The sequence below is a fragment of the Nocardioides sp. Z38_18 genome, assembly GCF_058215695.1.
Genome location: NZ_JBZAJE010000002.1, coordinates 1 through 25,230 on the forward strand (window position 1 = coordinate 1; position 25,230 = coordinate 25,230).

The 25,230-nt window shown below is 70.9% G+C and carries 24 protein-coding genes; 7 read left to right on the forward strand and 17 right to left on the reverse strand.

The genetic code is table 11. The features are described 5' to 3' along the window. Positions 1 to 374: 374 nt before the first annotated feature. The 10 genes from AC4BGC_RS11085 to AC4BGC_RS11130 all read right to left on the reverse strand — a co-directional run bounded on the left by AC4BGC_RS11085 (position 375) and on the right by AC4BGC_RS11130 (position 8,380). Positions 375 to 827, reverse strand: coding sequence for a pilus assembly protein TadG-related protein (locus tag AC4BGC_RS11085; RefSeq protein WP_490555761.1), 453 nt, complete (start codon positions 825 to 827; stop codon positions 375 to 377). Continuing rightward, on the reverse strand, positions 824 to 1,267 hold the full coding sequence (locus AC4BGC_RS11090; protein ID WP_490555763.1) for a hypothetical protein: 444 nt from the start codon (positions 1,265 to 1,267) through the stop codon (positions 824 to 826). Before AC4BGC_RS11090 ends, AC4BGC_RS11085 begins: the two co-directional genes overlap by 4 nt. Then, the gene (locus AC4BGC_RS11095) at positions 1,264 to 1,677 is read right to left on the reverse strand and encodes a TadE/TadG family type IV pilus assembly protein (protein ID WP_490548427.1); all 414 of its coding nucleotides are present in this window, start codon (positions 1,675 to 1,677) and stop codon (positions 1,264 to 1,266) included. Before AC4BGC_RS11095 ends, AC4BGC_RS11090 begins: the two co-directional genes overlap by 4 nt. After that, entirely contained in the window at positions 1,649 to 1,813 is a 165-nt protein-coding gene (locus tag AC4BGC_RS11100; protein WP_490548426.1) for a hypothetical protein, read from the reverse strand. Before AC4BGC_RS11100 ends, AC4BGC_RS11095 begins: the two co-directional genes overlap by 29 nt. Positions 1,814 to 1,838: 25 nt before the next feature. Beyond that, a complete protein-coding gene (locus AC4BGC_RS11105) occupies positions 1,839 to 2,765 on the reverse strand; it encodes a type II secretion system F family protein (protein ID WP_490555764.1) in 927 nt (308 codons plus the stop codon). Continuing rightward, positions 2,762 to 3,616: a type II secretion system F family protein gene (locus tag AC4BGC_RS11110; RefSeq protein ID WP_490555765.1), complete on the reverse strand. Its 855-nt coding sequence runs from the start codon at positions 3,614 to 3,616 to the stop codon at positions 2,762 to 2,764. The genes AC4BGC_RS11105 and AC4BGC_RS11110 overlap by 4 nt, the downstream gene beginning before the upstream one ends. Beyond that, positions 3,616 to 4,872: a TadA family conjugal transfer-associated ATPase gene (locus AC4BGC_RS11115; RefSeq protein ID WP_490555767.1), complete on the reverse strand. Its 1,257-nt coding sequence runs from the start codon at positions 4,870 to 4,872 to the stop codon at positions 3,616 to 3,618. Before AC4BGC_RS11115 ends, AC4BGC_RS11110 begins: the two co-directional genes overlap by 1 nt. Before the next feature lie 167 nt (positions 4,873 to 5,039). Further along, positions 5,040 to 5,714 (reverse strand): GAP family protein, encoded by a 675-nt coding sequence (locus tag AC4BGC_RS11120; RefSeq protein ID WP_490548422.1) that lies wholly within the window; start codon positions 5,712 to 5,714, stop codon positions 5,040 to 5,042. Positions 5,715 to 5,828: 114 nt separating this feature from the next. Beyond that, positions 5,829 to 6,800: an FKBP-type peptidyl-prolyl cis-trans isomerase gene (locus AC4BGC_RS11125; protein ID WP_490555768.1), complete on the reverse strand. Its 972-nt coding sequence runs from the start codon at positions 6,798 to 6,800 to the stop codon at positions 5,829 to 5,831. Positions 6,801 to 6,913: 113 nt separating this feature from the next. Beyond that, a complete protein-coding gene (locus AC4BGC_RS11130; RefSeq protein ID WP_490555770.1) occupies positions 6,914 to 8,380 on the reverse strand; it encodes an FAD-dependent monooxygenase in 1,467 nt (488 codons plus the stop codon). Positions 8,381 to 8,461: 81 nt separating this feature from the next. Here AC4BGC_RS11130 and AC4BGC_RS11135 point away from each other — a divergent pair, with 81 nt between their 5' ends. Further along, on the forward strand, positions 8,462 to 9,091 hold the full coding sequence (locus tag AC4BGC_RS11135) for a TetR/AcrR family transcriptional regulator (protein WP_490555771.1): 630 nt from the start codon (positions 8,462 to 8,464) through the stop codon (positions 9,089 to 9,091). A gap of 66 nt (positions 9,092 to 9,157) precedes the next feature. Here the strand turns inward: AC4BGC_RS11135 and AC4BGC_RS11140 are convergent, their stop codons facing one another. The 6 genes from AC4BGC_RS11140 to ligD (AC4BGC_RS11165) form a co-directional block, all read right to left on the reverse strand. Beyond that, entirely contained in the window at positions 9,158 to 12,025 is a 2,868-nt protein-coding gene (locus tag AC4BGC_RS11140) for a DUF2804 family protein (protein WP_490555773.1), read from the reverse strand. Continuing rightward, positions 12,022 to 13,317, reverse strand: coding sequence for an MFS transporter (locus tag AC4BGC_RS11145; RefSeq protein WP_490555776.1), 1,296 nt, complete (start codon positions 13,315 to 13,317; stop codon positions 12,022 to 12,024). The genes AC4BGC_RS11140 and AC4BGC_RS11145 overlap by 4 nt, the downstream gene beginning before the upstream one ends. Before the next feature lie 74 nt (positions 13,318 to 13,391). After that, positions 13,392 to 13,658, reverse strand: a complete 267-nt coding sequence (locus AC4BGC_RS11150; protein ID WP_490555777.1) for a hypothetical protein — start codon at positions 13,656 to 13,658, stop codon at positions 13,392 to 13,394. A 176-nt stretch (positions 13,659 to 13,834) separates the two neighbouring features. Beyond that, positions 13,835 to 15,349 (reverse strand): flavin monoamine oxidase family protein, encoded by a 1,515-nt coding sequence (locus tag AC4BGC_RS11155; protein WP_490555778.1) that lies wholly within the window; start codon positions 15,347 to 15,349, stop codon positions 13,835 to 13,837. A gap of 222 nt (positions 15,350 to 15,571) precedes the next feature. Then, positions 15,572 to 16,489 carry a non-homologous end-joining DNA ligase gene (ligD, locus tag AC4BGC_RS11160; RefSeq protein WP_490548414.1) on the reverse strand — a complete coding sequence of 306 codons (918 nt, stop codon included), beginning with the start codon at positions 16,487 to 16,489 and terminating at the stop codon, positions 15,572 to 15,574. Further along, a complete protein-coding gene (gene ligD / locus AC4BGC_RS11165; protein ID WP_490557176.1) occupies positions 16,489 to 17,466 on the reverse strand; it encodes a non-homologous end-joining DNA ligase in 978 nt (325 codons plus the stop codon). The genes ligD (AC4BGC_RS11160) and ligD (AC4BGC_RS11165) overlap by 1 nt, the downstream gene beginning before the upstream one ends. Before the next feature lie 68 nt (positions 17,467 to 17,534). Between ligD (AC4BGC_RS11165) and AC4BGC_RS11170 the strand changes: the two genes are divergently transcribed. From AC4BGC_RS11170 to AC4BGC_RS11195, 6 genes are all read left to right on the forward strand, one after another. Beyond that, a complete protein-coding gene (locus AC4BGC_RS11170) occupies positions 17,535 to 18,875 on the forward strand; it encodes a flavin-containing monooxygenase (protein ID WP_490555780.1) in 1,341 nt (446 codons plus the stop codon). Continuing rightward, on the forward strand, positions 18,872 to 19,825 hold the full coding sequence (locus AC4BGC_RS11175; protein ID WP_490555782.1) for a bile acid:sodium symporter family protein: 954 nt from the start codon (positions 18,872 to 18,874) through the stop codon (positions 19,823 to 19,825). Before AC4BGC_RS11170 ends, AC4BGC_RS11175 begins: the two co-directional genes overlap by 4 nt. Further along, entirely contained in the window at positions 19,822 to 20,790 is a 969-nt protein-coding gene (locus AC4BGC_RS11180) for an SDR family oxidoreductase (RefSeq protein WP_490555783.1), read from the forward strand. Before AC4BGC_RS11175 ends, AC4BGC_RS11180 begins: the two co-directional genes overlap by 4 nt. A gap of 84 nt (positions 20,791 to 20,874) precedes the next feature. Next, positions 20,875 to 21,873: a non-homologous end joining protein Ku gene (gene ku, locus AC4BGC_RS11185; protein ID WP_490555784.1), complete on the forward strand. Its 999-nt coding sequence runs from the start codon at positions 20,875 to 20,877 to the stop codon at positions 21,871 to 21,873. Between the two features lie 150 nt (positions 21,874 to 22,023). After that, the gene (locus AC4BGC_RS11190) at positions 22,024 to 23,295 is read left to right on the forward strand and encodes a hypothetical protein (RefSeq protein WP_490555785.1); all 1,272 of its coding nucleotides are present in this window, start codon (positions 22,024 to 22,026) and stop codon (positions 23,293 to 23,295) included. A gap of 34 nt (positions 23,296 to 23,329) precedes the next feature. Then, a complete protein-coding gene (locus AC4BGC_RS11195) occupies positions 23,330 to 23,941 on the forward strand; it encodes a class F sortase (protein ID WP_490555786.1) in 612 nt (203 codons plus the stop codon). On the opposite strand, the gene AC4BGC_RS11200 is transcribed toward AC4BGC_RS11195, so the two are convergent. Continuing rightward, positions 23,938 to 25,200, reverse strand: a complete 1,263-nt coding sequence (locus tag AC4BGC_RS11200) for a DUF222 domain-containing protein (protein ID WP_490555787.1) — start codon at positions 25,198 to 25,200, stop codon at positions 23,938 to 23,940. The genes AC4BGC_RS11195 and AC4BGC_RS11200 overlap by 4 nt on opposite strands. Between the last annotated feature and the right edge of the window lie 30 nt (positions 25,201 to 25,230).

Here is a 25,230-nt window from a genome sequence, read left to right on the forward strand (position 1 = left end):
TTTGGCACACTGTTGAGTTCTCAAGGATCAAGCGCGCACCGCAGTCAGGCCTCTCGGCCGTTCTGGGGGGCAACCTGTTAAAACTTACCGGGTGAAGCAGCCTCAGTCAAATCGACTCCGACTCACTCACCCCCCGCACACACAACACCGACCTCAGTGTCCCGAGGCCGCAGTTGCGCGCACTCGAACCACCTCAGCTGAGGTGAACCATGTGGGGTTTTGGTCCGGATCCGGCCGCTGACCTGACGGTCTTGCGTCCTGCGTCTTGCTCACTCCGGCCCAACAAGAAGAACATTAATGCCCCTCGGGCCAACGTGCAAATCGGGGCGATGTGACGCGCACCTCGTCCCTCAAGTAGCTCCCAGCCCCTCCAGTCACTCGGAAACCACCACCACCGACGCAGCGGCTCCGGTGACCGTCACGTCCGACCCCACCCCGGGGACGCGCAGCGGCAGGTCCATGGGGGCGACCACCCTGACCAGGACGGTGTTGCCCCTCGTCTCCACGGAGTAGCCCAGTCCGGGGAACCTGCGCCGGATCCCGCTGCTCGCGAAGTACTCCGCGACGTAGCGGTGGGCGGTCGCCGGGTCGATCTGCGCAGTGCGGCCCAACCCGCGGGTGTAGACCTCCTCCCCCTGTATCCCGTCTGTTGCAGCCAGCGCCGCCGCGTCAGCGGCGGAGTTGAGCCCCTGGCGGCGCAGGTAGGCGGCCGAGGCGTCGACCACCACCGCGACCAGCAGTGCCACCACGACGGTGAACCCGATGATCAGCGGGGTGACCGAGCCCCGTTCGCTCCTGGGCGCGTGTCCCCTGGCACGGACCTTCACGGCCTGGCCTCCCGGAAGGTGCCGTAGGGCGCCTCGTGCTCGGAGTCGACCCGGATGTGCGGGGTGTTGGACCCCAGGGCCGCCGGCATCAGTGGCAGGTCGACGGCGGAGCGGATCTCGGCGCGCACCACCGAGCCCGGGCTGAGGCAGTTGCCCGGGTCTGGGCGGCAGCTGATCCGGACCTCGGGCACGACGTCGAGCCCCTGGTCGCCGTACGCGAGCCTGACCGCCGCCCGGGCACGGGCATAGCCGGTGGCCTGGTCCGGCGCGGTCACGAACGCCCTTCCCGCCGACCGGGCTGCAGCGGAGGCGGCGTATGCCGAGCGCTGAGTGTCGAACGCCGCCAGGACGATGTAGAGCAGCGGCACCAGCAGCAGGATGGCCAGCCAGACGAACTCGATCAGCGCCGTACCGGACTCGTCGCGCGCCCGCCGGCTCACGGCACTGTCTCCTCGACGCCGTGACCGGTCACCGACAGATGCACTCCCGGCCCCCACAGCCCCAGGGGCGGCACCTCGGCACGCACGGTGACCGCCACGGTCGGTACGCCGCCCGCGGACTCACGGCGAGCACTGATGTCGTGCGCGAAGCGGTCCGCGATGGCGCCACGTACCTGCTCCCGGGTGCGAGCGGCACCGTCGGCAGGCGTGCGGTCGACGTTCGCGCCGTAGCGAGCGCCCTCGGTCGCCGCGGCTGCCAGGGTGTTGCGCACGTGCATCACCAGCCCGACCTGCAGGAGCCCCAGCACCAGCGGCACCAGCACCATGGCGACGAGCACGAAGTCGACCACCGCCGCGCCCCGCTCGTCGCGGACGTGCCGGTCAGCCGGTGACCGACGAGAGCGCTTCACGCAGCATCGCGCCCAGCTGGGATCCGGCGATCGCCCAGAGCCCGGCCACCAGCCCGGCGGTCATCACCGTGATCAGCACCCACCCCGGGACGTCCCCTTGCTCGTCTCGGCGACGATGTCGCCTCAGGTGTCTCATCTCGATCTCCTCTCGGTCGAACACTTCACGGGACGACGAGACGCAGCCCCACCAGTCCCGGCCAGAACGCGAACACCACGACCGTCGGCAGCACCAGGAACACGACCGGGACCATCATCAGGACCTCGCGGCGCGCCCCGGACTCGATCAGTGCGCGGCGTCCGGCCTCACGGACGTCACCGGCCTGCGCGTGCAACACGTCCGAGAGCGGGGTCCCCCGCTCGACCGCGATCGCGATGCCCTCGGCGAAACGGGAGACCACCGCCAGCCCCGACCTGCTCGCCAGGTCGTCGAACGCGCGGGTGATCGGCGTACCGGTGCGCACCTGCGCGAGGACGCGCCCCAGCTCCGCGGACAGCTCGCCCTGACTGCGGCGTACGACGCGGTCCAACGCCGCGACCGGCCCCTCCCCCGCGGCCACCGCGAGAGCCAGCAGCTCGGCCACGGTGGGGAACTCCTGGAGGATCAGCCGCTCGCGCTGCTCGACCTGCGCGGTCAGCCTGTTCTCCCGGAGCAGCACGCCGAGGACGAACGCGATCGCGCAGAAGACCAGCAACGGCACGGAGCGCTCCGGGGACGCAGCGGCGATGAAGGCCGACGGCACCGCCACGGCGGTGAAGGCGACGAGCCCCCAGATCACCTGCTCGACGCGGAACTGGGCGACGTCGGTCTCCAGTCCCGCACGCTCGAGCCGACGACGCACCGAGGCGGCACCACCGAGTACCCGCTCCACCACGCGTCCGGCACCGAAGAGCGCCGGCCCGAAGACACCGACGAAGGCGTTGCCCGGAGCCACGGGGACCGGCAGCGAGGCGGGACGGGGCAGGTCCCGCACGTACGGCAGCACCCGCACCGCCAGCTGGGTACGCCGCGCATCGAGCACCGCCGCGACGACGAGCCAGAGACCGAGGCCGAATGCGGCGCCGAGCGCTCCCCCGGCCAGCGCGGTCATGCCAGGATCCGTCGCTCGGTCGGCAGCCGTCCGATCCGGACCATCGCCCGGTAGGCGACCGCGCACAACACCGCCCCGCCGACCAGGACCGCCACGCCCGCTCCGGTGGAGTAGCGCTGGATCACCTCGGGCTGGAAGCACATCAGCAACAGCACCAGCCACGGAGCGGCGACGGCGAGGCGAGCGCCGTTCACGGTCCAGGCCTGCCGGGCCTGCAGCTCCGAACGGGTGCGCGCGTCGTCGCGCAGGAACCCCGAGAGACTGCGCAGCAACCGGCCGAGGTCACCTCCGCCGACCTCCCGCGCCACCCGCAGGCTCTCCACCACCCGGTCGCCCACCGGGTCGGACAGGCGCTCCTTGAGCCGGTCCAGCGCGTCGGCAAAGCGGCCGCTGACCTGGTAGTCGAGGGCGAAGCCGGCGAAGGCCGCGCGGAGCGGTTCGGGACCGCGCTCGGACAAGGCCCCCAGCGCCTCAGGCAGCGACATGCCGGCCCGGACGGCGGAGGCGAGGTTGTCGACGGCCTCGGGCCACACCTCGGCGAACTCCTGCTGCCGACGCCGGGCGCGCCCGTTGACGACGGCCACCGGCAGATAGCCACCGATCACGCCGAACACCAGCGCCACCGGCACGGTCCTGGACGCCACCAGGACGACGGCGGCGGCCACCGCGGCGCACACGCCACACACCACCACGAAGCCAGCGACACTGACGTCGCCGAGGCCGGCGCTGCTCAGCAGCGGCCGTAGCCGCGATGCCCGTGGCGCTCGTGGCGCGACCGGCACCGGGGTCAGGAAGGCCGACCAGATCAGCAGCAGGCCGACCCCGAAGCCCAGCCCCAGGACCGCACCCATCAGTCGCCTCCCCGCAGGATCCGGTGCACGTCCACCCCGGCCCGCTCGAACGTGTCCACCCGCGTCGGCATCCCGCCGGTGTGCACGAGCTCGCTGTCCTGCCGCACGAAGATTGGCTCGGTCTCGACGATGTCGTGCTCGACCCTTCCGGGCACGGCGACGATCTCGTTGACCCGTCGTACGCCGGCGCCGTCGAGGCCGAGGTGCACGACGAGGTCGACGGAGCTGGCCACGGTGGGCACCACGAACCGGGCGGAGATGTTCTCCCCGGCCAGCAGTGGCAGCGTGCACAGCTTGACCAGTGCCTCGCGGGCACTGTTGGCGTGGATGGTCGCCATCCCGGGCAGCCCGGCGTTGAGCGCGAGCAGCAGGTCGAGGCACTCCGCCGAGCGGACCTCCCCCACGATGATGCGGGTCGGGCGCATCCGCAGGGTCTCCCGGACCAGGTCGCGCAGCGTGACCTCGCCGGTGCCCTCGAGCCCCGCCTGCCGCGTCTGCATCGGGACCCAGTCGGGATGGCTGAACCTGAGCTCGAAAACCTCCTCGGCCGACACGATCCGGTCCCCGCCCGGGATGGCTGCGGCGAGGCAGTTGAGCAGGGTGGTCTTCCCGGCCTGGGTCCCTCCGGCCACCACGATGTTCTGGCCCGCCAGCACCGCTGCCTCGAGGAAGCGCGCGGCAGTCGTAGGCAGGGAGCCAAGCTGGACGAGGTCGCCGAGCCGGGCCGCCTTGAGGACGAACTTGCGGATGTTCACGGCCGCGAACTCGCGGCTGATCCCCTCCAGCACCACGTGCAGTCGGTGCCCGGCCGGCAGCATCGCGTCCACGAACGGCTGGGAGAGATCGATGCGCCGCCCGCTCGACTTCAGCATCCGCTCGACCAGGTCCTGCACCTCCTGCCGGGTCAGGATCACATTGGTCAGCTCATGACGACCGTTGCGCGCGATGAACACCCGGCTCGGCTCGTTGATCCACACCTCCTCGACCTGTGGATCGTCGAGGAACCGCTGCAGCGGACCGAAGCCGGACACCCTGGCCACCAGCTCTCCGACCACACCCGCCGGATCGGGCACCGGAGCCACGACCCCGGTCAGGCTCCGCTCGTCGTGAGCCCGCACCAGGTCCTCGGCCAGCCGGCGCACCCGCCCCGCGTCCAGCTGCGGATCGACCCCCTCACGGCGTACGACGGCACGCAGCTGCTGGTCGAGGTCAGCGACCAGGTCGACCGTCGAGATGCGCGAGAGCCCCACCGGCATGACCCCTTGCTTACTCCCGAAATACGAGACTCGGCCACACAAGTTCTCTGCCTGTGGACAACCCTTGCCCGCGGCCACGCCGGAGCGTCGATGACCACCAAGCCGCTTCGGGTGCTGGGCTACGTGCGCCGCTCGACCGACAAGCAGGCCGTGTCCCCCGAGCCCGACTAGCCGGCGAACGGCACCTCGACGCCGATGATGTGCACGACGCCGCGGCCCACCAGAAAGAGTCCTCCCGCGGCCAGCAGCAGCACCGTCATCAGGCGACCGCGCTTGTCGATGAAGTGGGCCAGAGCCTGCAGGGCGCGTTGCGAGGGGTCGGGCGCCACCAGCGTCATCGCAATCGGGAGCCATGCCGGCAGCGCTGTCACGAGGACCACGACACAGACCACGATCAGGCGGGCGGGTACGTCGAGATCACCGGCGGCGATCTCCTTGGCCACGGGGACCATCACCGCCAACGTGGTGAAGTTCGTCGCCATCGAGAACACGCCGAAGCCCAGCGCCTGGCCCGGGTCGAGCCCGCGATCGCGCGACTTCCTGGGCTTCGGGTCACGCGGCCGGCGGTATCGCAGCACGGCAGCGATGAGTACGAGAAGGACGCCGAGGACGACGTCGAGCGAGTCGCTGAGCCGGGGCTCCTTGGGGAGGGCGATCGAACGGCCGAAGAGCACCAGGACCGACAGGAGCACCAGCAAGGTTCCGCCGACCCCGATGGCGTAGCACCCCGCGACGCGGCGGCCGTCGCGCCCAGCCAGGAGAACGGTCTGCTCCGTGAGCATGACCGGGCTGACAGCTCCCGCGAGAGCCAGCGGGATCACGAGCGCGAGGACACTGACCATTTACCGGAAGCGTAACGATGGCCCGTCTGACGCGCCTCGTGTCGAGGGACCGAAGCCCGAGGCCCTGGCCACCAGCTCCCCGGTCACCCCCGCCCGGGGGCACCGCCGGGCGGGCTACTTCGCCGTCTTGACCACGTCGATCACGAACCACAGGGTCGCGTTGCCGGGAATGGCCGGGGCGCTGCCCTCGGCGCCGTACCCGAAGGCGGGCGGCATCTGCAGCAGCACGCGGCTGCCGACCTTCACACCGGGCAGACCGATGCTCCAGCCGCGGACCAGCTCGCTCAGCGGCTTGGTGTAAGGCTCCTTGGTGAAGCTCTCGTCGAAGGGGCTCTCCCCCTTGTAGGTCATGCCGAAGTAGTTCACCGTGACCGTGTCGGTGGCCTTCACCACCGCGCCCTTGCCCTTCTTCAGCACCACGCGCTGGACCGGGGTGGTCAGGGCCGGCTCCTCGATCCCGGCCCAGTCGAAGCTCACGGGCTTCCCCTTCTCGACCACGACCTTCGGCAGCTCGCTGGCGGGCGCGTCGTGCACCTTGTCGTCCTTGGGGGTCGGCGCGACCGGGGCCTTCTTCACCAGGTCGGCGACGAGCACGATGCCGTCCTTCTCACCGATCCCCAGCTGCGCGCCGGCCGTCGGGGACCCGAACAGGTCGGTCGAGTTGGTCACGGCGACCACCCGGGAGCCGTACGTCGCGTCCTCGAAGATCTGGTCGAACACGGTGCCGAGCTGCCCGGTGTTGGGCAGCGACTCGGGGGCGCCGTTGTCGTAGTAGCTGAAGACTTCCTTCTTGGTGGTGCCGTTGCCGACCCACAGGTAGGTGCTGACGGCATCGCCCTTGGCGATCTTGTCGCCGTCGCCCTTCTCCAGGGTGGTGACCTTGGTCGAGTCCGGAAGGGCGACCTTGGTGTCCCACTTCGCCTTCACGCTCTTCCCCACGTCGCCGGTGAAGGAGACCTCGTCCAGCCCTTGGCTCTTTGCCGAGGACGACTTCTCCTCGGTCGAGGAGCTGCCGCACGCCGCGAGGGGAACGAGCAGGGCGAACGGGATCAGGGAGGCTGCAATGCGGGAGGCGCGACGAGTCAAGAGTTCGACCTTCTGGATGGGGGGCAAGGCCTGCGACGTTAACGGGCGAACCTGAGCGGAGCCTGTGCGGCCCGCCGAACCATCCCGCCCCGACACCCCGCTGGGGCCGTTGGTCAGCCGACCGGCTCGACCTCGTGGACCGGCACCTCGCCGCACAGCGGCGCCAGACCGTCGGCGACGACCGTGGCGAAGATCGCTTCAGCCTCTGCGCTGGTGCTGACCGTCCCGCGCCACACCGGCTTGCCGTCGGGTCGCGTGACCAGGGCCTCCCCCTCGGCCAGGCCGAGCTCGGGGCCGACGTGACCAACGTCGTGCACGGTCGTCGGCCAGGCCTGCGCCGGCGCCGCCTCCCAGGGCGCCGGGTCACCGGCGACCAGCACGGTCAGCCCCGGACCCACCAGGTCCACCGTGGAGGTGTCCGGCGTGAGCCAGCTGTGCGGCAGCCGGCCGTTGAGGTCGCGGGAGAGCCCGATGGCCGGGTCGAGCCGGCTGCCGGTCAGGCTCGCGGAGCGGGTCACGTTCCACTCGCCGACCGGGCGGCGCTCGCGCTCGTACCCGTCCAGGAGGTCCTCCCCCGCCCAGCCGCGCAGGAACCAGCCAAGCCGCCAGCCCAGGTCGTGGCCGTCGTGGATCGCGGTGTTGAGACCCATGCCGCCGCGTGGCGTCATCCGGTGCGCGGCGTCGCCGGCGACGAAGACCCGGTCGGCGCGGTAGCGGTCGGCCAGCAGGGCGGCGAAGGTGAAGTTGCCGATCATCTCGATCCGGGGCTCGAGGTCGGGGTCCCCGGTGTTGCGCCGCAGCGTCGCGATCGCGTCCTCGGGCCGGTCCCTGAGCAGCGGCTTGTCCTTGGCGGCGATGCTGCCGCTGAACCAGCGGTCGCCCACGCCCGAGGGGATCAGCCACCCCTGGACCTCCGGGTCGGTGATGACGTTCAGCCCGTACAGCGGCTCGTCCGGCAACCGCCGCACCGGGGCCCGGAAGTGGACCAGGTCGTAGGTGCCGAGCCCGTCGTCGCCGACCATCGAGATCCCGGCCCGCTGGCGGACCACGCTGTGCGCGCCGTCGGCCGCGACGACGTACTGCGCGACGATCTCGTCCTCGACCCCGGTGCGGGGGTCCCGCAGCACGACGCGGACACCGTCGGCGCCGGGGTGCAGGTCGACCACCTCGCAGTGGTAGCGGACGTCGACGTACGGCGAGCCCATCAGGTGGTCGCGCAGCACCGGCTCCACGTGGTCCTGGGGGATCCACCGGATCTGGCAGGGGCTGGCCACCGCCGAGTCGGCGTCAGCGGGGAAGCCGACCGGCACGATCTCCTCCGGGTCGGTGAGCAGCGAGGCCGCCTTGCGGCCGAACGGCACCACCGGGACCGAGCCGGCCACCATCTTCTCCTCGAGCCCGTAGCCCCGGAAGATCTCCATCGACCGGACGGTGACCGCCGTGGCGCGCGGCAGGGTCGACTCGCCGCTGCGCCGGTCCACCAGGGTGACCTCGACACCGGTGGCCGCGATCTGCGCCGCCGTGAGGAGTCCGGCCGGCCCGGACCCGACGACCAGGACGGGAGTGTGCTGCTCGGGCATGGGGCTCCTCGGATCTGAATGGATTTGGCTAGACAGTATGTCCATTGAAGTTCGATCCTGGCAAGTGCGAGGATCGGTGCGATGTCCACGCGCCCCTACCACCAGACCCGGCGCGCCGAGTCGGCCGACGTGACCCGCACGAACGTCCTCGCCGCGCTGCACCGCACCATGCGCGAGGCGCCGTCGAAGGCGGCCAGTATCGACCAGATCGCCACCGAGGCCGGTGTCTCCCGGTCCTCGATCTACCTGATCTTCGGGTCCCGGGCCGGGCTGCTCGAGGAGTTCGGCAACCACCTGTTCGAGCAGGCCGGCTGGGCTCAGCTCGTCGAGGCCGTCCGCAACCCCGACGCCCTGGTCCACCTGCGCGGCGCGATCGCCGCCTGGACCGACGTCTTCGCGGCCGAGCGCGACATCTTCGCGGTGATGTTCGCGCCGGTCGGCGCGGACCCGGGCGCGCTGGAGGCGACCCGCTCACGCATCGATGAGGCTCGCACGCGCGGCCTGCACCGCCTGGTCGCCGACCTGCGCAGCCAGGGCCACCTGCGCGCCGACGTCACGGATGAGGAAGCAGTGAACACGCTGTGGATGCTCACCTCGTTCGGCACCTTCGACGCGCTCTACTCCGGCCGCGGTCTCGACGCTGCCGCGATCGCGGCCGTGCTGCTCACCAGCGCCGAGCGCACCCTGCTCCGGTCCGAGCCGGTGGCCTGAGCGCAGCCAGCTCGCCCGCACGGCAGGAGGGGTCACCAGCGAGACCGGGTCACCAGCGAAACCGGGTCACCAACGGTTGTGCACGTCCTCGGCCCAGCCGACGACGTCCTCGACGCGGACCCACTCCCCCGTGTCGTCGCGCACCCGGCCGGCCCAGTGCCCGAAGCACTGGTGGGTCTTGGAGGCGAACACCTTGAAGTCGGTGACCGAGTCCTTGAGGTGGAACGGCGTGAAGGTGAGGTCGACGCCCTCGCCGGTGATCCGCCACGGTGCCATCCAGTCGCCCGGGTCGTAGTCCCAGACGAGCTCCTCGCTGATCTTGGACAGGTGCCCGTCGACGAGCAGCGAGTTCTCCACCGAGCCGGTGCCGTCGGTCCACTTGCCGCCGACCTGGATGCCGATGACGTGGCCGTCGGTGCGCCCGGAGCCCGCGCCCCAGTTCCAGCGCACGTCGTAGGGCCACCGGCCGCGCCCGTGGTCCAGGGTTGCCCACGACTCGCCCTCGGGTACGTCGGCCGCGACCCCGTCGACCCACACGGTGCCGGTGGCCGGCCGGGCGACGTCCTTGACGGTGTACTGGAACAGCCGGTCGGTCCACGGCACCACCACGCCGAGGCACTCGTGGCCCTCCGGACGGTGCGCGACCACGTCGATCCGCACCCGCTCGCCGTGCGCGCGCAGCCGGGTGCCGCCGTCGACCTCCTCGATGTCGATGTGCACCTGCTTGGTGCGTGACCTCGCCGGGCCGGCGCCGAGCGTGCCGGGCAGGGTCGCACTGCGGCCGAGGACGCCGATCGCGTCGTGGGCGATCGCCTCGCCGGTGGTCCGGTCGAGCAGCCAGATTCCGTGCACGGCCGCGTAGTCGATGTCGGAGAGCACCAGCGCGACGACGTGCGTCGGGGTGGTCACCGCCCAGTACTCCCAGCGCTTGTTGCGCCCGCGCCCGAACCAGCCCCGGCCGATGCCGTCGGTGGTGATCAGCGGCGTCCTGGTCCAGCCGACCGCGTCGGGGTTGAGCCGTCCGTCGGGCAGTGTCAGCGAGACCGGCTCGGTGAGCTCCCGCTCCCGGACCGGCACCGGGAGCGCTGGTGCGGCTGAGTCTGCTGCCCCGGCTGCCCCGGCCGCGTGGTCGTGGCGCTGGCGCAGCCGCCGGTTGGAGGTGCGCACCGCCTCGGCGTCCACCTTGAGCTCTCGTCGGTCGTAGGTCATCAGTCCGTTGGTCTCCTCTTCGACGTCGGCGAGCTGGGTGTAGACGAAACCGGCGAGCCCTTCGTCGACGGCCGGCCCGACCTGGGTGTGCTGCAGCCGCAGGAACGCGCGCTCGAAGGACCCGCGGTCGGCGTACTTGCGGTAGCCGAACTCCTTCTCGCTCCACGCGTGCCCGGGCACCCGGTGGGAGTAGCCGCCGTACTCCGAGAGCACCGCCGCGCGGGCGTCCGCGGCGTCCCGGCGCGAGAGCCGGTAGCGCCGGAAGTAGAGGTGACGACTGACCAGGTCCCCGCCACCCTGGTCGTGCCAGCCGCTGGCGTGGTCCACGACCCGGGTCGGGTCCAGGTCCTTGACGCGCTCGGCGACCGCGCGGGCGTCGAACTGTCCCCAGCCCTCGTTGAACGGCACCCACACGGCGATGCTCGGCACCGAGCCCAGCAGCTCGATCGTGTCCTCGAGCTCGCCGAGGAACTCGGCCCTGCCCTCCGCGTCCTGGCGGCCGAACAGCCGGTACCGCGAGTCCGGCAGCCGCACCGGCGTGAGCACCGGCGCGGTGACCACGGCATGGTGATAGCTGCGGCCGCCGTTGACCAGGTCCTGCCACACGAGCATGCCGAGCCGGTCGCAGTGGTGGTACCAGCGCAGCGGCTCGACCTTGATGTGCTTGCGCAGCATCGTGAAGCCGAGCTCCTTGGCGACCCGGATGTCGTGGACCAGCGCCTCGTCGGACGGCGCCGTGTAGAGACCATCGGGCCAGTACCCCTGGTCGAGCAGTCCCGCGTGCAGGTAGGGCCGGCCGTTGAGCAGCAGCCGGGTGCGCCCGCGCTCGTCGGGGCCGATTCCGAAGGAGCGCATCGCCACGTAGCTGGTGACCCGGTCCTCGGCCAACCCTTCCCCCGGCCCTCCACCCAGGCGCACCTCGACGTCGTGGAGGAACGGGTCCTCCGGTGACCACAGCCGGACGTCCTCACCGAGAGCGAGTCGCGTCGGTACGCCGGCCGCGACCCGGGCGGAGACGAGCTCGCGCTCCCCCGCCCGCACCGTGACCAGCGCATCCCCGGCCGGGCCGGCCGCACCACCGGTCACAGGACCGGCCACCACGGTCACCTCGACCTCGCCGGTCGCCAGGTCCGGGGTGAGCACCAGCCGGTCCACCCACTGCTGCGGCACCGACTCCAGCCACACGGTCTGCCAGATCCCCGACTGCGGGGTGTACCAGATGCCGCCGGGCTCGAGCTTCTGCTTGCCCCGACTGCGCCACGAGGTGTCGGTGACGTCGCGGACCCGCACGACCAGCTCGTGCTCGTCGACGTGCTCATCACCGGCGAGCGCGTCGGTGACGTCGAGGGTGAACGGGAGATAGCCGCCGCGGTGCCCACCGACGCTGGTGTCGTCGACCCAGACCTCGCAGTCCTGGTCCACCGCGCCGAAGTGCAGCAGCACCCGCGCACGCGCGAACCCGTCGGGGATCGTGAAGCTGCGCCGGTACCACAACGCCTCGTCGGGCTGCAGCGTCCGGCCCACGCCCGACAGCGGGGCCTCCGGGGAGAACGGCACCACGATCTCGCCGTCCCACCGGCCCGGCCGCTCGGTCCTCTCCGCGCTCGTGAATGCGTGCTCCCACCGCCCGTTGAGGTTCAGGTGGGACTCACGCACCAGCTGCGGGCGCGGGTACTCCCCCAGCACGTCGTCGGGGTCGAGGGCCTCGCCCCACGTGGTGATCACGAGGAGACCCCGACAGCTTCGCGCTCGCGGGCACGCAGCAGCCGCACGGGTACGACGATCAGCGCCACCACGAGCGCGGCCGCCAGGAAGATCCACGGGGTCGGCACCTGCTTGGTCACGCCCAGCTCGACGAACGTCTCGTCGGCACCGGTGATCACCGCGGCGCCGATGAACGGCCCGACCACCATCGGAATGAGGATCGCGAACACCATCCGCAGGCCCTGCACCTGGCCGGCACGGTCGGGCGGGGTGAGGTTGCGGACGGTCGCGGAGATCGCGGCGACACCGAGCATGAAGCCCGACATCATCACGATGCCCGCGCCGATGACCGGCACCATCCCGCGAGCGAGGAACATCAGCACCAGCCCGGCGGCGTACACCCCGGCGACGGGCAGGATCGCCCGCGACGGACCCACCCGGTCCAGCACCCGCCCACCGAGGATGCTCACCACGGCCGCGCCCAGCAGCACCGAGGCGAGCACGATCGCGTAGCCGTCGATGTCGAGGTAGCGCTGCACGTAGGTGATCAGGAACGGCAGGAACACCTGCGTGCTGGTGCCGAGCACCGCCCAGGCCGCCAGGGTCAGGTAGAGCCGCGGGTTGGCTCGCGCGGTGCTCGGTCGAAGGCCGTGGACCACCGAGGCCAGGTAGCCACCGCCCGGCCGCGGTTGCCGAGACTCCCGCAGCCCGAACCACGCGACCAGCCCGACCAGGGCGGTGCTGCCACCGACGACGGAGAAGAACAGCTGCCAGTGCCCGCCCTTGGTCAGCGGGTCCAGGGCGCCGAAGACCACCAGCATGGCCAGCAGCGGCATCGTCGCGAGCACGCCGTCGACGCGGCCGCGGTTGCCCTCGTGGGTGGAGTCGGTGACCCAGGCGTTGAAGGCGGCGTCGTTCGCGGTGGCACCCAGGACGCTCATCACGCAGTCGAGCGCGATCACAGCGACCAGGGCGAGCATCACGGCGTCCGCCGCGGGGACCAGTGCGGCCGCGGTCTCGACGTCGACCAGCCCGAACGCGGCGGTGCACGCACCCCACAGCACGTAGCCGACCGCGATGAACTCGCGCCGCCGCCCACGGCGGTCCGAGGCGGCACCGGCGAGCAGCGTGGCGACGGTCGCCGCGAGAGCGCTGCTCGCGACCAGCACCGCCAGGGCCGTCGGGGAGTCGGTGATCGTGTCGTAGACGAACACGTTGAGGTACATGTTCTCGACCGTCCACGCCAGCTGGCCGGCGAAGCCCAGCAGGACCACCCAGCCCCACAGGCTCCGGTCCACTCGGCTCTCACGCATGGCCGCACCCTAGAGGAGCCACGGCAGGGCTGTTCTGTCCGCGACCGGGCGGCGGCATTCTGCCCGCGAGAGGGTCAGCGCGTCCGTGGCTCGGTGAGCAACGACTCCAGCTCGCGCAGGTTGCCCGAGGAGGCGGCGTACACGTTCTTCCACCACCCGGCGTCACGCGGCACGGCGGTGCGGAACCACGCCAGGTCTGCCTGCACGTGGTCCACCATCGAGCTCAGCGAGGGCCTCGGCGGGGTCGGTGTCGCCGGCACCGCAGCCACCTGCACGTAGCCGAACCCGACCGCGCCGGCCGCAGCCAGCGCGAGGATCCGACGTGCCCAGGTGTGTGGCAACCGAGTCCCCCGATGGTGCTTTCGATGGTGCCTGAAATGGTGCCCGAAAATGGTGCTTGGACGAGTGCCGCGGCGCCGACCGGGCGGTCGTTCCGAGCCTCTGGTGAGCTGTCCGGCGAGCCTAGGGTCGTGCGCCGCATACGTCACGAACAGGACGGTTCGCGGCAGGTAGCGCTCTAGACCAGCAGGCGCAGCACTTCCCCGGCTGCGCGTTCACCTGCGCGAACGGCTCCGTCCATGTAGCCGTTCCAGTAGGTCGCGGTCTCCGTGCCGGCCCAGTGGGTGCGCAGGTGCGGGGTGCGCAGCTGCGCGCCGTACGCCGTCATCGTGCCGGGCTTCATGATCGCGACGGGCCCTCCCCTGGTCCAGCGCTCCTTGGTCCAGTCGTGCTCGACGTACTCGATCGGGTGCAGCGCCTTCTCGCCGAACATCTCCGCGAACCCCGCGAGCACCGCCGAGCGCCGGGCGGCGAGCGAGCTGAGGCCGTGCTGCTTCCAGGTGGACCCGCCGACGAACGCCAGCAGCACGCCCGGGCTCCCGTCCGGCGGGGAGTTGTCGAAGGCCACCCGGACGGCGCCGTGGTCGCTGATCCCGAACCCGTTGAGCCCGGCCTTGCGCCAGAACGGCTCTGAGTAGACCGCGTCGCACTTCATCAGGTCGCCCATGTCCATCCGCTCCAGCAGGCCGGCCTTCGAGGCGGGCAGCGCCGGACCCCACTGGATCGTGCGGGCGAGCTCCGGCGGCACGGCGAGGATGACGCGCTTGCAGGAGACGGACCCGCGCGTTGTCCGTACGACGGCACGGCTGCTGGTCTGGTCGATCCTCGTGACGGCCGCCCCCAGGGCCACCCGGTCGCCGAGCTGGGCGGCCAGGCGCAGCGGGATCAGCTGCGAGCCGCCGACGAAGCGCTGCTCCTGCGCGCCGTTGAGGGTGTCGGAGTTGCGCTCGAAGGTGCCCGTGGTGGTCTCGTTGCCCGAGCAGGCGATGTAGTGCAGCACGAACAGCAGCGAGATCTGGTCCGGGTCGGCGCCGAACCCGGGCTGGGTCCAGCACCGCATCAGGTTGGAGACGCCCTCGACGTTCAGCGAGCGCTGCCGGATGTGGTCACCGAGGGTGATCGAGTCCCACTCCCGGGCACGCGGGTGCGTCCACGGCTGGGCCACGTCCACCTGGGCAGCCCACCGGTTCAGCCGGGTCTGCAGCAGCGCGGCGTCGGGGAGCACGAACGGGTCCGGCGGCACGGTGCCCTGGTAGGTGAGCCGGCCGAGCAGGCCCGAGGAGTTGTAGACGCTCTTGCCCTCGGCGTACTCGTCGAACCGGGCGACCTTCAGCTCGTCGGCCAGCGCGATGATCCGGTCCTGGGTGGGTCCCACGAACGCGCCACCGGACTCGATCACCTCACCGGAGCTCAGTCGGTGGTTCAGCACCCGGCCGCCGACCCGGTCCCTGGCCTCGACCACGAGCACGGACCGTCCGGAGCGGGCGACCTGACGCGCCGCCACGAGCCCGGAGATGCCGGCGCCCACCACGACCACGTCCACGCTCGCCGGCAGGCTGCCCTGGAGCGTGGCCGCCTCCGCGGCGCCGTCCAGCATCCCGGTCGTGAGGGTGCCGGTCGTGAGCGCGCCGGTCGTGACTGCGCCGACTCCGGCGGCACCGCGTACGAGGGTGCGCCTGGTGATCTGGGCCATGGTGTCCGTCCTCACCGAGCCGTTCGGCTCGTCCGGCCTCTCAACGAGCGAGAGGCCGATCGGCGACGGGTGAGGTCAGCCAGTTGGGATTCGGGCGGTTTAGCGTTCTGAAATCGGGGCAAAGGTACCGTGTCTCGCGGCACTGCCACGGGACACCACAGGGGAGACATCGGGTTCTGCACCCCGTCCGCCGAATCTCGGGGTCGGCGGACGTGTCAGGGGCTACGCCTCCGCGATCGAGAACAGGTCACCGTCCTCCTGGACGCGCTCGAGCACCTCCTCGAACCGGAGGTGCTCGAGCGCGAGTGGGTCGTCCGCACCGGCCTCGACCTCCGCCCACGTGCGCGGGGCAGCCACCGTCGGCAGGTCGCGTCCGCGCAGTGAGTACGGCGAGATGGTGGTCTTCGCGCCGGTGTTCTGCGACCAGTCGAGGAAGACCTTGCCGCCCCGCCGGGCCTTGGTCATCTGCGAGACCACCAGCGAGGAGTGGCTCTTCTCGAGCTCCTCGGCGATCTCCTTGGCCCAGTCCCGGACCTCCGCGTGGGTGCGCTTGCGGTCCAGCCCGGCGTACAGGTGCAGGCCCTTGGAGCCGCTGGTGACCGGCACGCAGTCCAGGCCCTCGGCGGCGAGCCGCTCCCGGACGAGCAGCGCCACCTGGGCGCACTCCCCCAGCCCGGCCGGCTCGCCGGGGTCGAGGTCGATCACGAGGCGGTTGGGGTTCTGCACCCGACCGCGCTTGGTCACGGTCCACTGGTGGACGTGCAGCTCCAGCGAGGCCAGGTTGACCAGCCAGGTGAGGGTGGCCAGCGAGTCGATCACCGGGAACTGCAGCTCCCCCTCCTCCTGGCTCTGCGTGCGCGAGCCCGACGTCGGGACCGTCACGGTGCGCACCCAGGAGGGAGCGCCGCTGGGCACGTTCTTCTCGAAGAACGACTTGTCGCCGGTCCCGTGGGGCCACCTGATCCGGGTCACGGCCCGGTCGGCGAGGTGCGGGAGCATCACCGGCGCGACCTGGGCGTAGTAGTTGAGCACCTCGGCCTTGGTGGTCCCGGTCCGCGGGTACATCACCTTCTCGAGGTTGACCAGCGTGAGGCGGTGCCCGTCGACCTCGACGGGCGTCTCGGTGCGCTTGGCGGCCATCAGGCCCCTTCCTCGTCAGGGTCGGTCAGGTCTGCGGGGGTCAGGTCCTCGGGCGTGAGGTCGGTGCGCACGCCGCGGTAGGCCGGCTGGCGCAGGCGCCCGTCGGTGGTCAGCCGGAGGTACTGCACGTCGACCACCAGGCTCGGCTGCACCCACACGGTCCCGACCCGGTCCAGCCGGGGCAGCGTCTCGGTGAAGGGCGAGTCCTCGACCACCAGCGGGGTGAGCAGCTCGGTGAGCAGGACACCGGCCTTGCCGGCGATGCCGCTGCCGACGCGGCCGCGGAACTGCAGCCCGGCCGGCGTGGGCACCCCCACCAGCACGGCCCCCATCCGGTGGGTGCTGTCGGTCTCGTGGCGGAAGCCGCCGACGACGAAGGAGCCGGTCGGGCGGATCGGGAACTTCAGCCAGTCCTTGCTGCGCACGCCGGGCCGGTACGGCGAGGAGAGCCGCTTGCTCACCACTCCCTCGAGGCCCTGCTCGGTCGCCGCGTCGAGCAGCATCTGCCCGTCGTCGTACGCCGCGGGGACGTGCCAGGCGCCCATCCGCCCGGGGACCGTGTCGAGGCCGAGCTCCTCGAGGTGCTCGCGACGCTCGGAGAGCGGCAGGCCGGTGAGGTCGCGACCGTCGAGCCGCAGGACGTCGAAGACGACCAGCGTGACCGGGTTCGTCTCGGCGAGGCGGCGCGCCCGGTTGGCGTCCTTGACGTGCATCCGGTCCGCCAGCGCACCGAACGACGGCACCCCGTCCCCCAGGGCGACGACCTCTCCGTCGAGGAGGAGGTCGTCGGTGACCTCGCCGACGGCCTCACCGATGGCGACCAGCTCGGGAAAGGAGACGGTGACGTCGTTCTCGTTGCGCGACCAGATCCGGGTGCGGCCGGCGGAGACGTCCACCAGGACACGCATGCCGTCCCACTTGACCTCGTGGGACCAGCCGGCACCCGTCGGGACCCGGTCGCCCTTGGTCGCGAGCATCGGCAGCACGCGGTCATTGTGGCAGGAACACTCGCACGCAGCTTCACAACGTGGTGCAGACTGCGCACGTGGAAAGTGCACTGAGCTACGCCATTATCGGGGCCGGACCCTCCGGACTGGCTGCTGCGCGCAACCTGCAGCGCTTCGGGATCCCCTGGGTCGGCTACGAGCTTGCGGACGATGTCGGCGGGCTGTGGGACATCAACGGGCCGCGCAGCACCGTCTACGAGTCGGCGCACCTGATCTCGTCGCGGACCACGACCCAGTTCGCGGAGTTCCCGATGAAGGAGTCGGTGGCCGACTACCCCAGCCACCGGGAGCTGCTGGAGTACTTCCACGACTTCGCCGACCACTTCGGCCTGCGCGAGGGGTTCTGCTTCGGCACCGAGGTCGAGCGGGTCGAGCCCGTCGCCGGCGAGGCCGGGGGCAGGTGGGCGGTCACCGTGAACGGTCCCGAGGGCCGACGTACGACGCAGCACGCGGGCGTCCTGGTCGCCAACGGCACCCTCAGCGAGCCGAACGTGCCGGAATTCGAGGGGAAGTTCGACGGCGAGGTGCTGCACACCAGCGCCTACAAGAGCGCACAGGTCTTCGCCGGGAAGCGCGTCCTGGTGGTCGGGGCCGGCAACTCCGGCTGCGACATCGCCGTGGACGCCGTGCACCACGCGGCCTCGGTCGACCTGAGCGTGCGCCGCGGCTACCACTTCGTGCCGAAGTACCTGTTCGGCAAGCCCTCCGACACCCTCAACCAGGGCAAGCCGCTGCCGGCGCGGGTCAAGCAGGCGATCGACAGCCGGGTGCTGAAGCTGTTCACCGGCGACCCCACCCGGTTCGGCTTCCCGGCGCCCGACCACAAGATCTATGAGTCGCATCCGATCGTGAACACGCTGGTGCTGCACCACGCCGGGCACGGCGACCTGCAGGTCCGCAAGGACATCGACCGGCTCGACGGGAGCGGGGTCGTGTTCGTCGACGGGTCACGCAGCGACTACGACCTGATCGTGCTGGCCACCGGCTACCGGCTGCACTACCCCTTTGTGGACCACGCGCTGCTCGACTGGACCGGCCCGAACACCGGGAGGGCACCCGACCTCTACCTCAACGTGTTCAGCCGCCGGGACCCGAACCTGTTCGTGCTCGGCATGATCGAGGCCTCCGGCATCGGTTGGCAGGGCCGCTACGAGCAGGCCGAGCTGGTCGCCAGCGTGATCAGCGCGCGGCAGGCAGGCGGGTCGGGGGCGAGGTCGGACAGCCTCGCCGGGTTCGAGGAGCGGCTGCACGGCCCCGCGCCGGACCTCTCCGGTGGCTACTCCTACCTCGGCCTGGAGCGGATGGCCTACTACGTCAACAAGGACGCCTACCGGGGCGCCGTACGCCGAGAGATCGAGCGCCTGGAGGTGCACCCATGAGTCCGCTGCTGACCATGCTCGCGACCGATGTCGACGACATCAAGATCATCTTCAACGAGTCCTCGCTGACCACCCTGAAGATCGTGATCGGCCTGATCCTGTTCGGGATCGCGCTGGACACCGACGTGGAGGACTTCAAGGCCGCCGCCCGCAGGCCCGGGACGATCACGATCGGCGTGCTCGCACAGTTCCTGCTCCTGCCCGCGATCACCTTCCTGCTCACCCTGGCCCTCGACCTGCGCGGCTCGGTCGCACTCGGCCTGATCCTGGTCGCGTGCTGCCCGCCCGGGAACGTCTCCAACATCCTCACCCACCGTGCCGGGGGCGACGTGGCGCTGTCGGTGTCGATGACCGCGGTCAGCAACGTGCTGGCGATCTTCCTGATGCCGTTGAACATGGCGTTCTGGGGCGGTCTGCACCCGACCGGCAGCAAGCTGCTCGAGCGGATCGAGCTCAGTCCCGTCGACATGCTCGCCGAGATCGCGCTCGTGATCGGGATCCCGTTCGTCCTGGGCGTCGCCCTGGCCAAGCTGGTCCCCAACTTCGCTGCGGCAGCGCACAAGGTCGTGGGTCCGATCTCCTTCATCGGGCTCGGGGCGATCATCGTGATCGGTGTCGCCAAGAACTGGGGCATCTTCGTCGACTACATCGGCGTCGTGCTGATCGCGGTCTTCCTGCACGACGCGCTCGCGCTGCTGCTCGGCTACACCATCGGACGCGGCACCCGGCTGCCCGCGACGAGCACCAAGGCGATGACCTTCGAGGTCGGCATCCGCAACGCGGGCCTGGGGCTGCTGCTGGTGTTCACCTACTACGACGGCCTCGGCGGGATGGCGCTCGTCGCCGCCTGGTGGGGCATCTGGGACATCATCGCCGGCCTGGCCGTGGCCATCGTCTGGCGCCGACGCTCGGCGAACCGGTCCCTGCCACGTGAGGCGGCGCCAGCATGACGGATGTTGGCATGAGGGTGCTGGTCACCGGTGGCAGCGGCTTCCTGGGCACCTCGGTGGTGCGCGGGCTGGCCGACGCCGGGCACGAGGTCACCAGCGCGGACCTGCGGGTGCCGCAGATCCCCACCGCGGGCGTGCGCCACGTCGTGATGGACGTCCGTGACCCTGCGGTGGTCGACGAGGTCATCGGTGAGAGCCGCCCCGAGGTGGTGGTGCACCTCGCCTCGATCGTCACCCCCGGCAAGGACTCCTCCCGCGAGCTGGAGCGCGCGGTCGACGTCGACGGCACCCGGCACGTCCTGGACGCCTGCCTGGCCCACGGCGTACGCCGGATCGTGGTGTCCTCCAGCGGCGCGGCGTACGGCTATCACCCGGACAGCCCGGAGTGGATCACCGAGGACCAGCCCGTGCGCGGCAACCCGGAGTTCGCCTACTCCGACCACAAGCGCCTCGTGGAGGAGATGCTCGCCGGGCTGCGAGCAACGCACCCCGAGCTGGAGCAGGTCGTGCTGCGGATCGGGACGATCCTCGGGGAGCGCGTGGACAACCAGATCACCGCGCTGTTCATGCGCCCGCGGCTGCTGAAGATCCGCGGGTCGAAGTCGCCGTTCGTGTTCATCTGGGACACCGACGTGGCCGCGATCATCCAGCGAGCCGTGACCGGCCCGGTGACCGGCATCTTCAACGTCGCCGGCGACGGTGCGCTCACCGTGGACGAGATCGCCGCCGCCCTCGGCAAGCGCACGCTGACGCTCCCGGAGCCGCTGCTGCGCGCCGCGCTCGCGATCGGCAAGCGGCTCGGGTTGACGGCGTACGGGCCCGAGCAGACGAAGTTCCTCCAGTTCCGACCGGTGCTCGACAACACCCGCCTGCGTGAGGTGCTCGGCCACGTGCCGACCCGCACCAGCCGGGAGGCGTTCGAGGCCTGGCGGGCCACGCACCCCGAGGCGATGGCTCCCCACTGATCGCTGCGCTCAGGCGGCACTGATTGTTAGGTGCCGCCGGCTGTGCTGATTGTCCCGCTCCGCGGATCAGGGCATCCTGATCACATGCGTGCAATCTGGAAGGGCGCCGTCTCGTTCGGCCTGGTCAGTGTCCCGGTGAAGCTGTACTCCGCGACCGAGAGCAAGGACATCTCGTTCCGGCAGGTCCACGCCAAGGACGGTGGCCGGATCAAGTACCAGCGCACCTGCAGCCTCGACGGCGAGGAGGTCGAGTACGCCGACATCGCCAAGGGCTACGAGACCGAGGACGGCGAGATGGTCATCCTCACCGACGAGGACATGGCCGCCCTGCCCGCGAACAGCAGCCGCGAGATCAGCGTGGAGAAGTTCGTGCCCAGCGAGCAGATCGACCCGATGCTGTTCGAGAAGTCCTACTACCTCGAGCCGGAGAAGTCCGGCGCCAAGCCCTACGCGCTGCTGCGTGAGGCGCTGGAGGCCGCGGACCGGATGGCACTGGTGACGGTGTCACTGCGCAACCGCACCTCGCTGGCGGTGCTGCGCGTGCGCGACGACGTGATCGTGATGCAGACGATGATGTGGCCCGACGAGATCCGCGAGGCCGACTTCGGCTCGGTCGACACCAGCGAGGCCAAGCCCGCCGAGGTGAAGATGGCCAAGATGCTCGTCGAGACCCTGGCCGGCGACTTCGATCCTTCGGAGTTCGAGGACGACTACCGCGAGGCGGTCGAGGAGATGGTCAAGAACAAGATCGAGGGCGGCGAGGTCAAGAGCACCCCCGCGACGAAGAAGTCCTCCGGCGAGGTCGTCGACCTGCTGGCGGCACTGCAGCGCAGCGTGGACGCCGCCAAGTCCGCCCGCGGCGAGAAGCCCGCGCAGGCCGAGGCCGCGGAAGAGGACGAGTCCGAAGAGGACGAGGAGACCGGGGACGAGACCGGGTCGTCGGCCAAGGGCGGGGCGAAGAAGACCGCCGCCAAGAAGACCAGCAAGACCAGCACCAGCAAGAGCACTGCGAAGAAGGCTGCCAAGAAGACCCCGGCGAAGAAGACCACGGCGAAGAAGGCCACGGCGAAGAAGGCGAGCTGACCCTCACTCCCTGAGACGCGCACCAGACGAGATGCGCGAATTCTCCTACCCTGTGCGCGTAACCAACGGGCTCGCGGACCGTTAACCGGGTCATCGAACATCGCTCGAGCCTGCACCGTGCCGGCCCGAGCCTTCCTGGGGAGGAACCAAGTGCGCTCACACCTGCGCCTCGCATCCATCGTCGGAGCCCTCGCGCTCGGCACGGTCGCCGCCACGCCCGCAGTCGCGGCAGCTCCGGTCTCGCAGGCAGGTGCGAACGCGGTCACGATCTCGATCGCCGGCAACGGTCAGGGCACGGGCAACACCGAAGCGACCCATGACGGCACGAGCGAGAAGAAGACCGGCGACGCCTCCCCTCCGCTCTCCGTGCTGAAGAACCAGCAGCTGCTCAACGCCGGTGTCCTCGCCCAGGAGGCCACGGCCACCGTCAAGGACGGCAAGGGGCAGTCGGCCGCCTGTGCCGGTGTCACCGGCAACGGTGGCTCGGTGGTCGCGATCGGCGACTCCAGCTGCATCCAGCCCGGTGACCCGATCGGGTTGTCGCTGAGCAACCTCGACCTCAGCAAGCTGATCGCGATCGACCCGGCCGGCCCGCTCGGCCCGCTGGCAGAGGTCAACGCCCCGCTCCAGCTGATCCTCAGCGAGATCACCGGCCCGCTGCGCGAGGCCATCGCCCAGACACCTCTCGGCACCACCGGCATCACCGGCTCGCTCGGTGTGATCGAGGCCAGCTGCAAGGCAGGCGTCGGCACTGCTTCGGGTGACGCGACGATCGCGAACAGCAAGCTGGTCCTGGACATCGCTGGAACCAAGCTCACCCTGGTGGACCTGCCCGCCAACCCCGCCCCGAACACCGAGGTCGTCGTCGATCTCGACAAGGCCACCAAGGTCATCACCGACGCTGTTGCGACCCAGCTGCGGAGCATGCTGGCTGCCCCGGGCACCACCGGTCCGCTCGCCCCGCTGGCGGCCCTGCTCCCCACGCTCCAGAGGCAGGTCATCGACACCCTGGTCGCTGCGATCCGGACCGCGGTGCTCCAGCCGCTCAGCGACAACCTGATCAAGCTGACCCTGAACAAGCAGACCCGCAGCGGGAACGACTCGATCAAGGTCCGCGCCCTCGAGCTCGAGGTGCTGCCCATCGCCAAGGAGGCGGTTGGCGCCTCGCTCCTGAACCTCCAGATCGGCAACGTCGCCTGTGGTCCCAACGGTCGCGTCGCCCCGGCTGCCCAGGTCGCCGCCCCCGAGGTCGCCGGCCCGCCGGCCGCGATCCCCACGGCCGTCTCCGCCGGCACCGCCACCACGGCCGGTGCCCACGCCGGCCAGGGTGACGGGTCCACGAACGCCATCGTGCTGGGCGCCTTCGCGGTGCTCATGGCCAGCGCGGCCGGGTTCGTCACCTTCCGCCGCCTGCGGGCGTGACGCCGAACGACGCGAACCCGACGGACGTGGCCTCGTGAACGCCTCGGCCTGGGACGCCCGCATCGCCACCTGGCAGACCGTGATGCTGGTGGTCTCCGGAGTGCTCGTTGTCTCCGGCCTCGTGCTCCCCTCACCGAAGGTGGAGGCGAAGGCCGCACCCGGCTACACAGCGATGGCGGCCCCCGCGAAGCCGGTGCGGCTGGTGGTGCCGTCGCTGAAGATCCGGGCGCCGATCCTGCCGATCGAGGTCTCCCCCGACGCGGTCCTCGACCCTCCCCGGAACCCGCGCGACATCGGCTGGTGGCAGCGCAGCGCCCAGCCGGGCGCACCCCAGGGACAGACCGTGCTGACCGGGCACACCGTGCACACCGGCGGTGGCGTGATGGACAACATCGGCCGGATGCGCAAGGGACAGGTGGTCAAGGTGGTCACCCCCAAGGGGACGATGGAGTACAGCGCCACCCGGGTGGTCACCTGGTCGAAGGCCAAGCTCGCCGAGCGAGCCGTGAGCATCTTCTCCCAGGACCGCGGCGGCCGGCGGCTGGTGCTGATCACCTGCACCGACTGGAACGGCAAGTCCTACGACAGCAACATCGTCGTCTTCGCCAAGCCCCTCGGCGTCCGCGAGAAGGTCGACAAGACCTAGCACCGTCTGCTGAACCGCACGTCCCCGTTGGGTAGTCGGCTGGCGTCGTAGCCGTCGTCGTGGGCGCGGTGGTGGTGCCAGGAGCAGAGCAGCACGCCGTCCTTGAGGTCGGTGCGGCCGCCCTTGGCCCAGGCTCTGCCCCAGTGATGGGCCTCGCACCACGCGGCGGGGATGGTGCAGCCCTCCGCCCGGCACTCCTTGTCCCGGATGATCATCGCCTTGCGCTGTGCGGGCTTGAACAGCCGCGAGGACCGGCCGAGGTCGAGCACCTCGGACTTGGTGCCGAGCACTGCCGGGACGACCTTCGCGGTGCACGCCAGCCGCCGGACCGCCCCAGCGGTGAGCCGGTCGGTCGGCCCGAGCTCGCCGACGCCGAGGTCACGGCGCAGGTCCGCGAGCGGGATCGTGACGATCACCGTGGTGGCATCCCCACCGTGGACCGGCAGCCGCTTCGGGTCGACGGCCTCCAGGAGCGAGCAGAACGCCTGGCCGCGGCGTACGTCGACCGGCGCCCGCTCACCAACGCCCGCACTGACTCCTTCGCTCGTGTCCTGGTGCCGCGGCGAGGTGAACGCCTCCAGGTAGGTGTGCAACCGGAGGGCAACCCCGTCGGGGACGTGGATGGTGATCCTCGTGGACCCGTCCCCGAGGCGCTTGCTGACCAGGCTGGTGCGTCGACGTGCGCGGCGTTCCTCGCCGGCCAGCTCCTTGGCCTCCTGCTCCTCGGCGACCTCGGGCGCGACGTGGTCCAGGATCCGCCGACCCAGCACCCGCAGCTCACGGGGACCGAAGTGCGCCGCCTCCGCGACCATGTGCGTCTCCGCGGCCGCCATGATCTCCGCACCGAGCTCGGCGGCCGGCAGGACGTCGAGCGCGCGGGAGATCACCAGCGCCTGGGCCACGTTGACCTCACCGGCACCGAGCGCGGAGCCCAGGTGCTGCCAGCGCCGGTCCAGCGCCACCCCCAACGCCAGGTCGCGTCGGTTGGTCCCGGCATCCGACCGCGTGTGATGGGTGACCAGCGCCGCTGCGTCTCGAGCCCCCTCCTCAACCGCGACGTCGTCGGAGGCGGCGAGCACCCGCAGCTTCAGCGAGGCCAGCTGCGCCTCCACCCGGACCAGCTGCACCAACGCAGCCTTCTTCTGGCCCGGCGTCATGAACTCCACCGCCACATCGGCCGCGGACTTCAGCGCCTCTTCGAGGGTGTCCGCGCACGCCAGCACCGGGTGCAGCGAAGGGCGGTCGAACGTCGAGCTCACCTGACACCTCCTGCACCGACTCGTGACCAT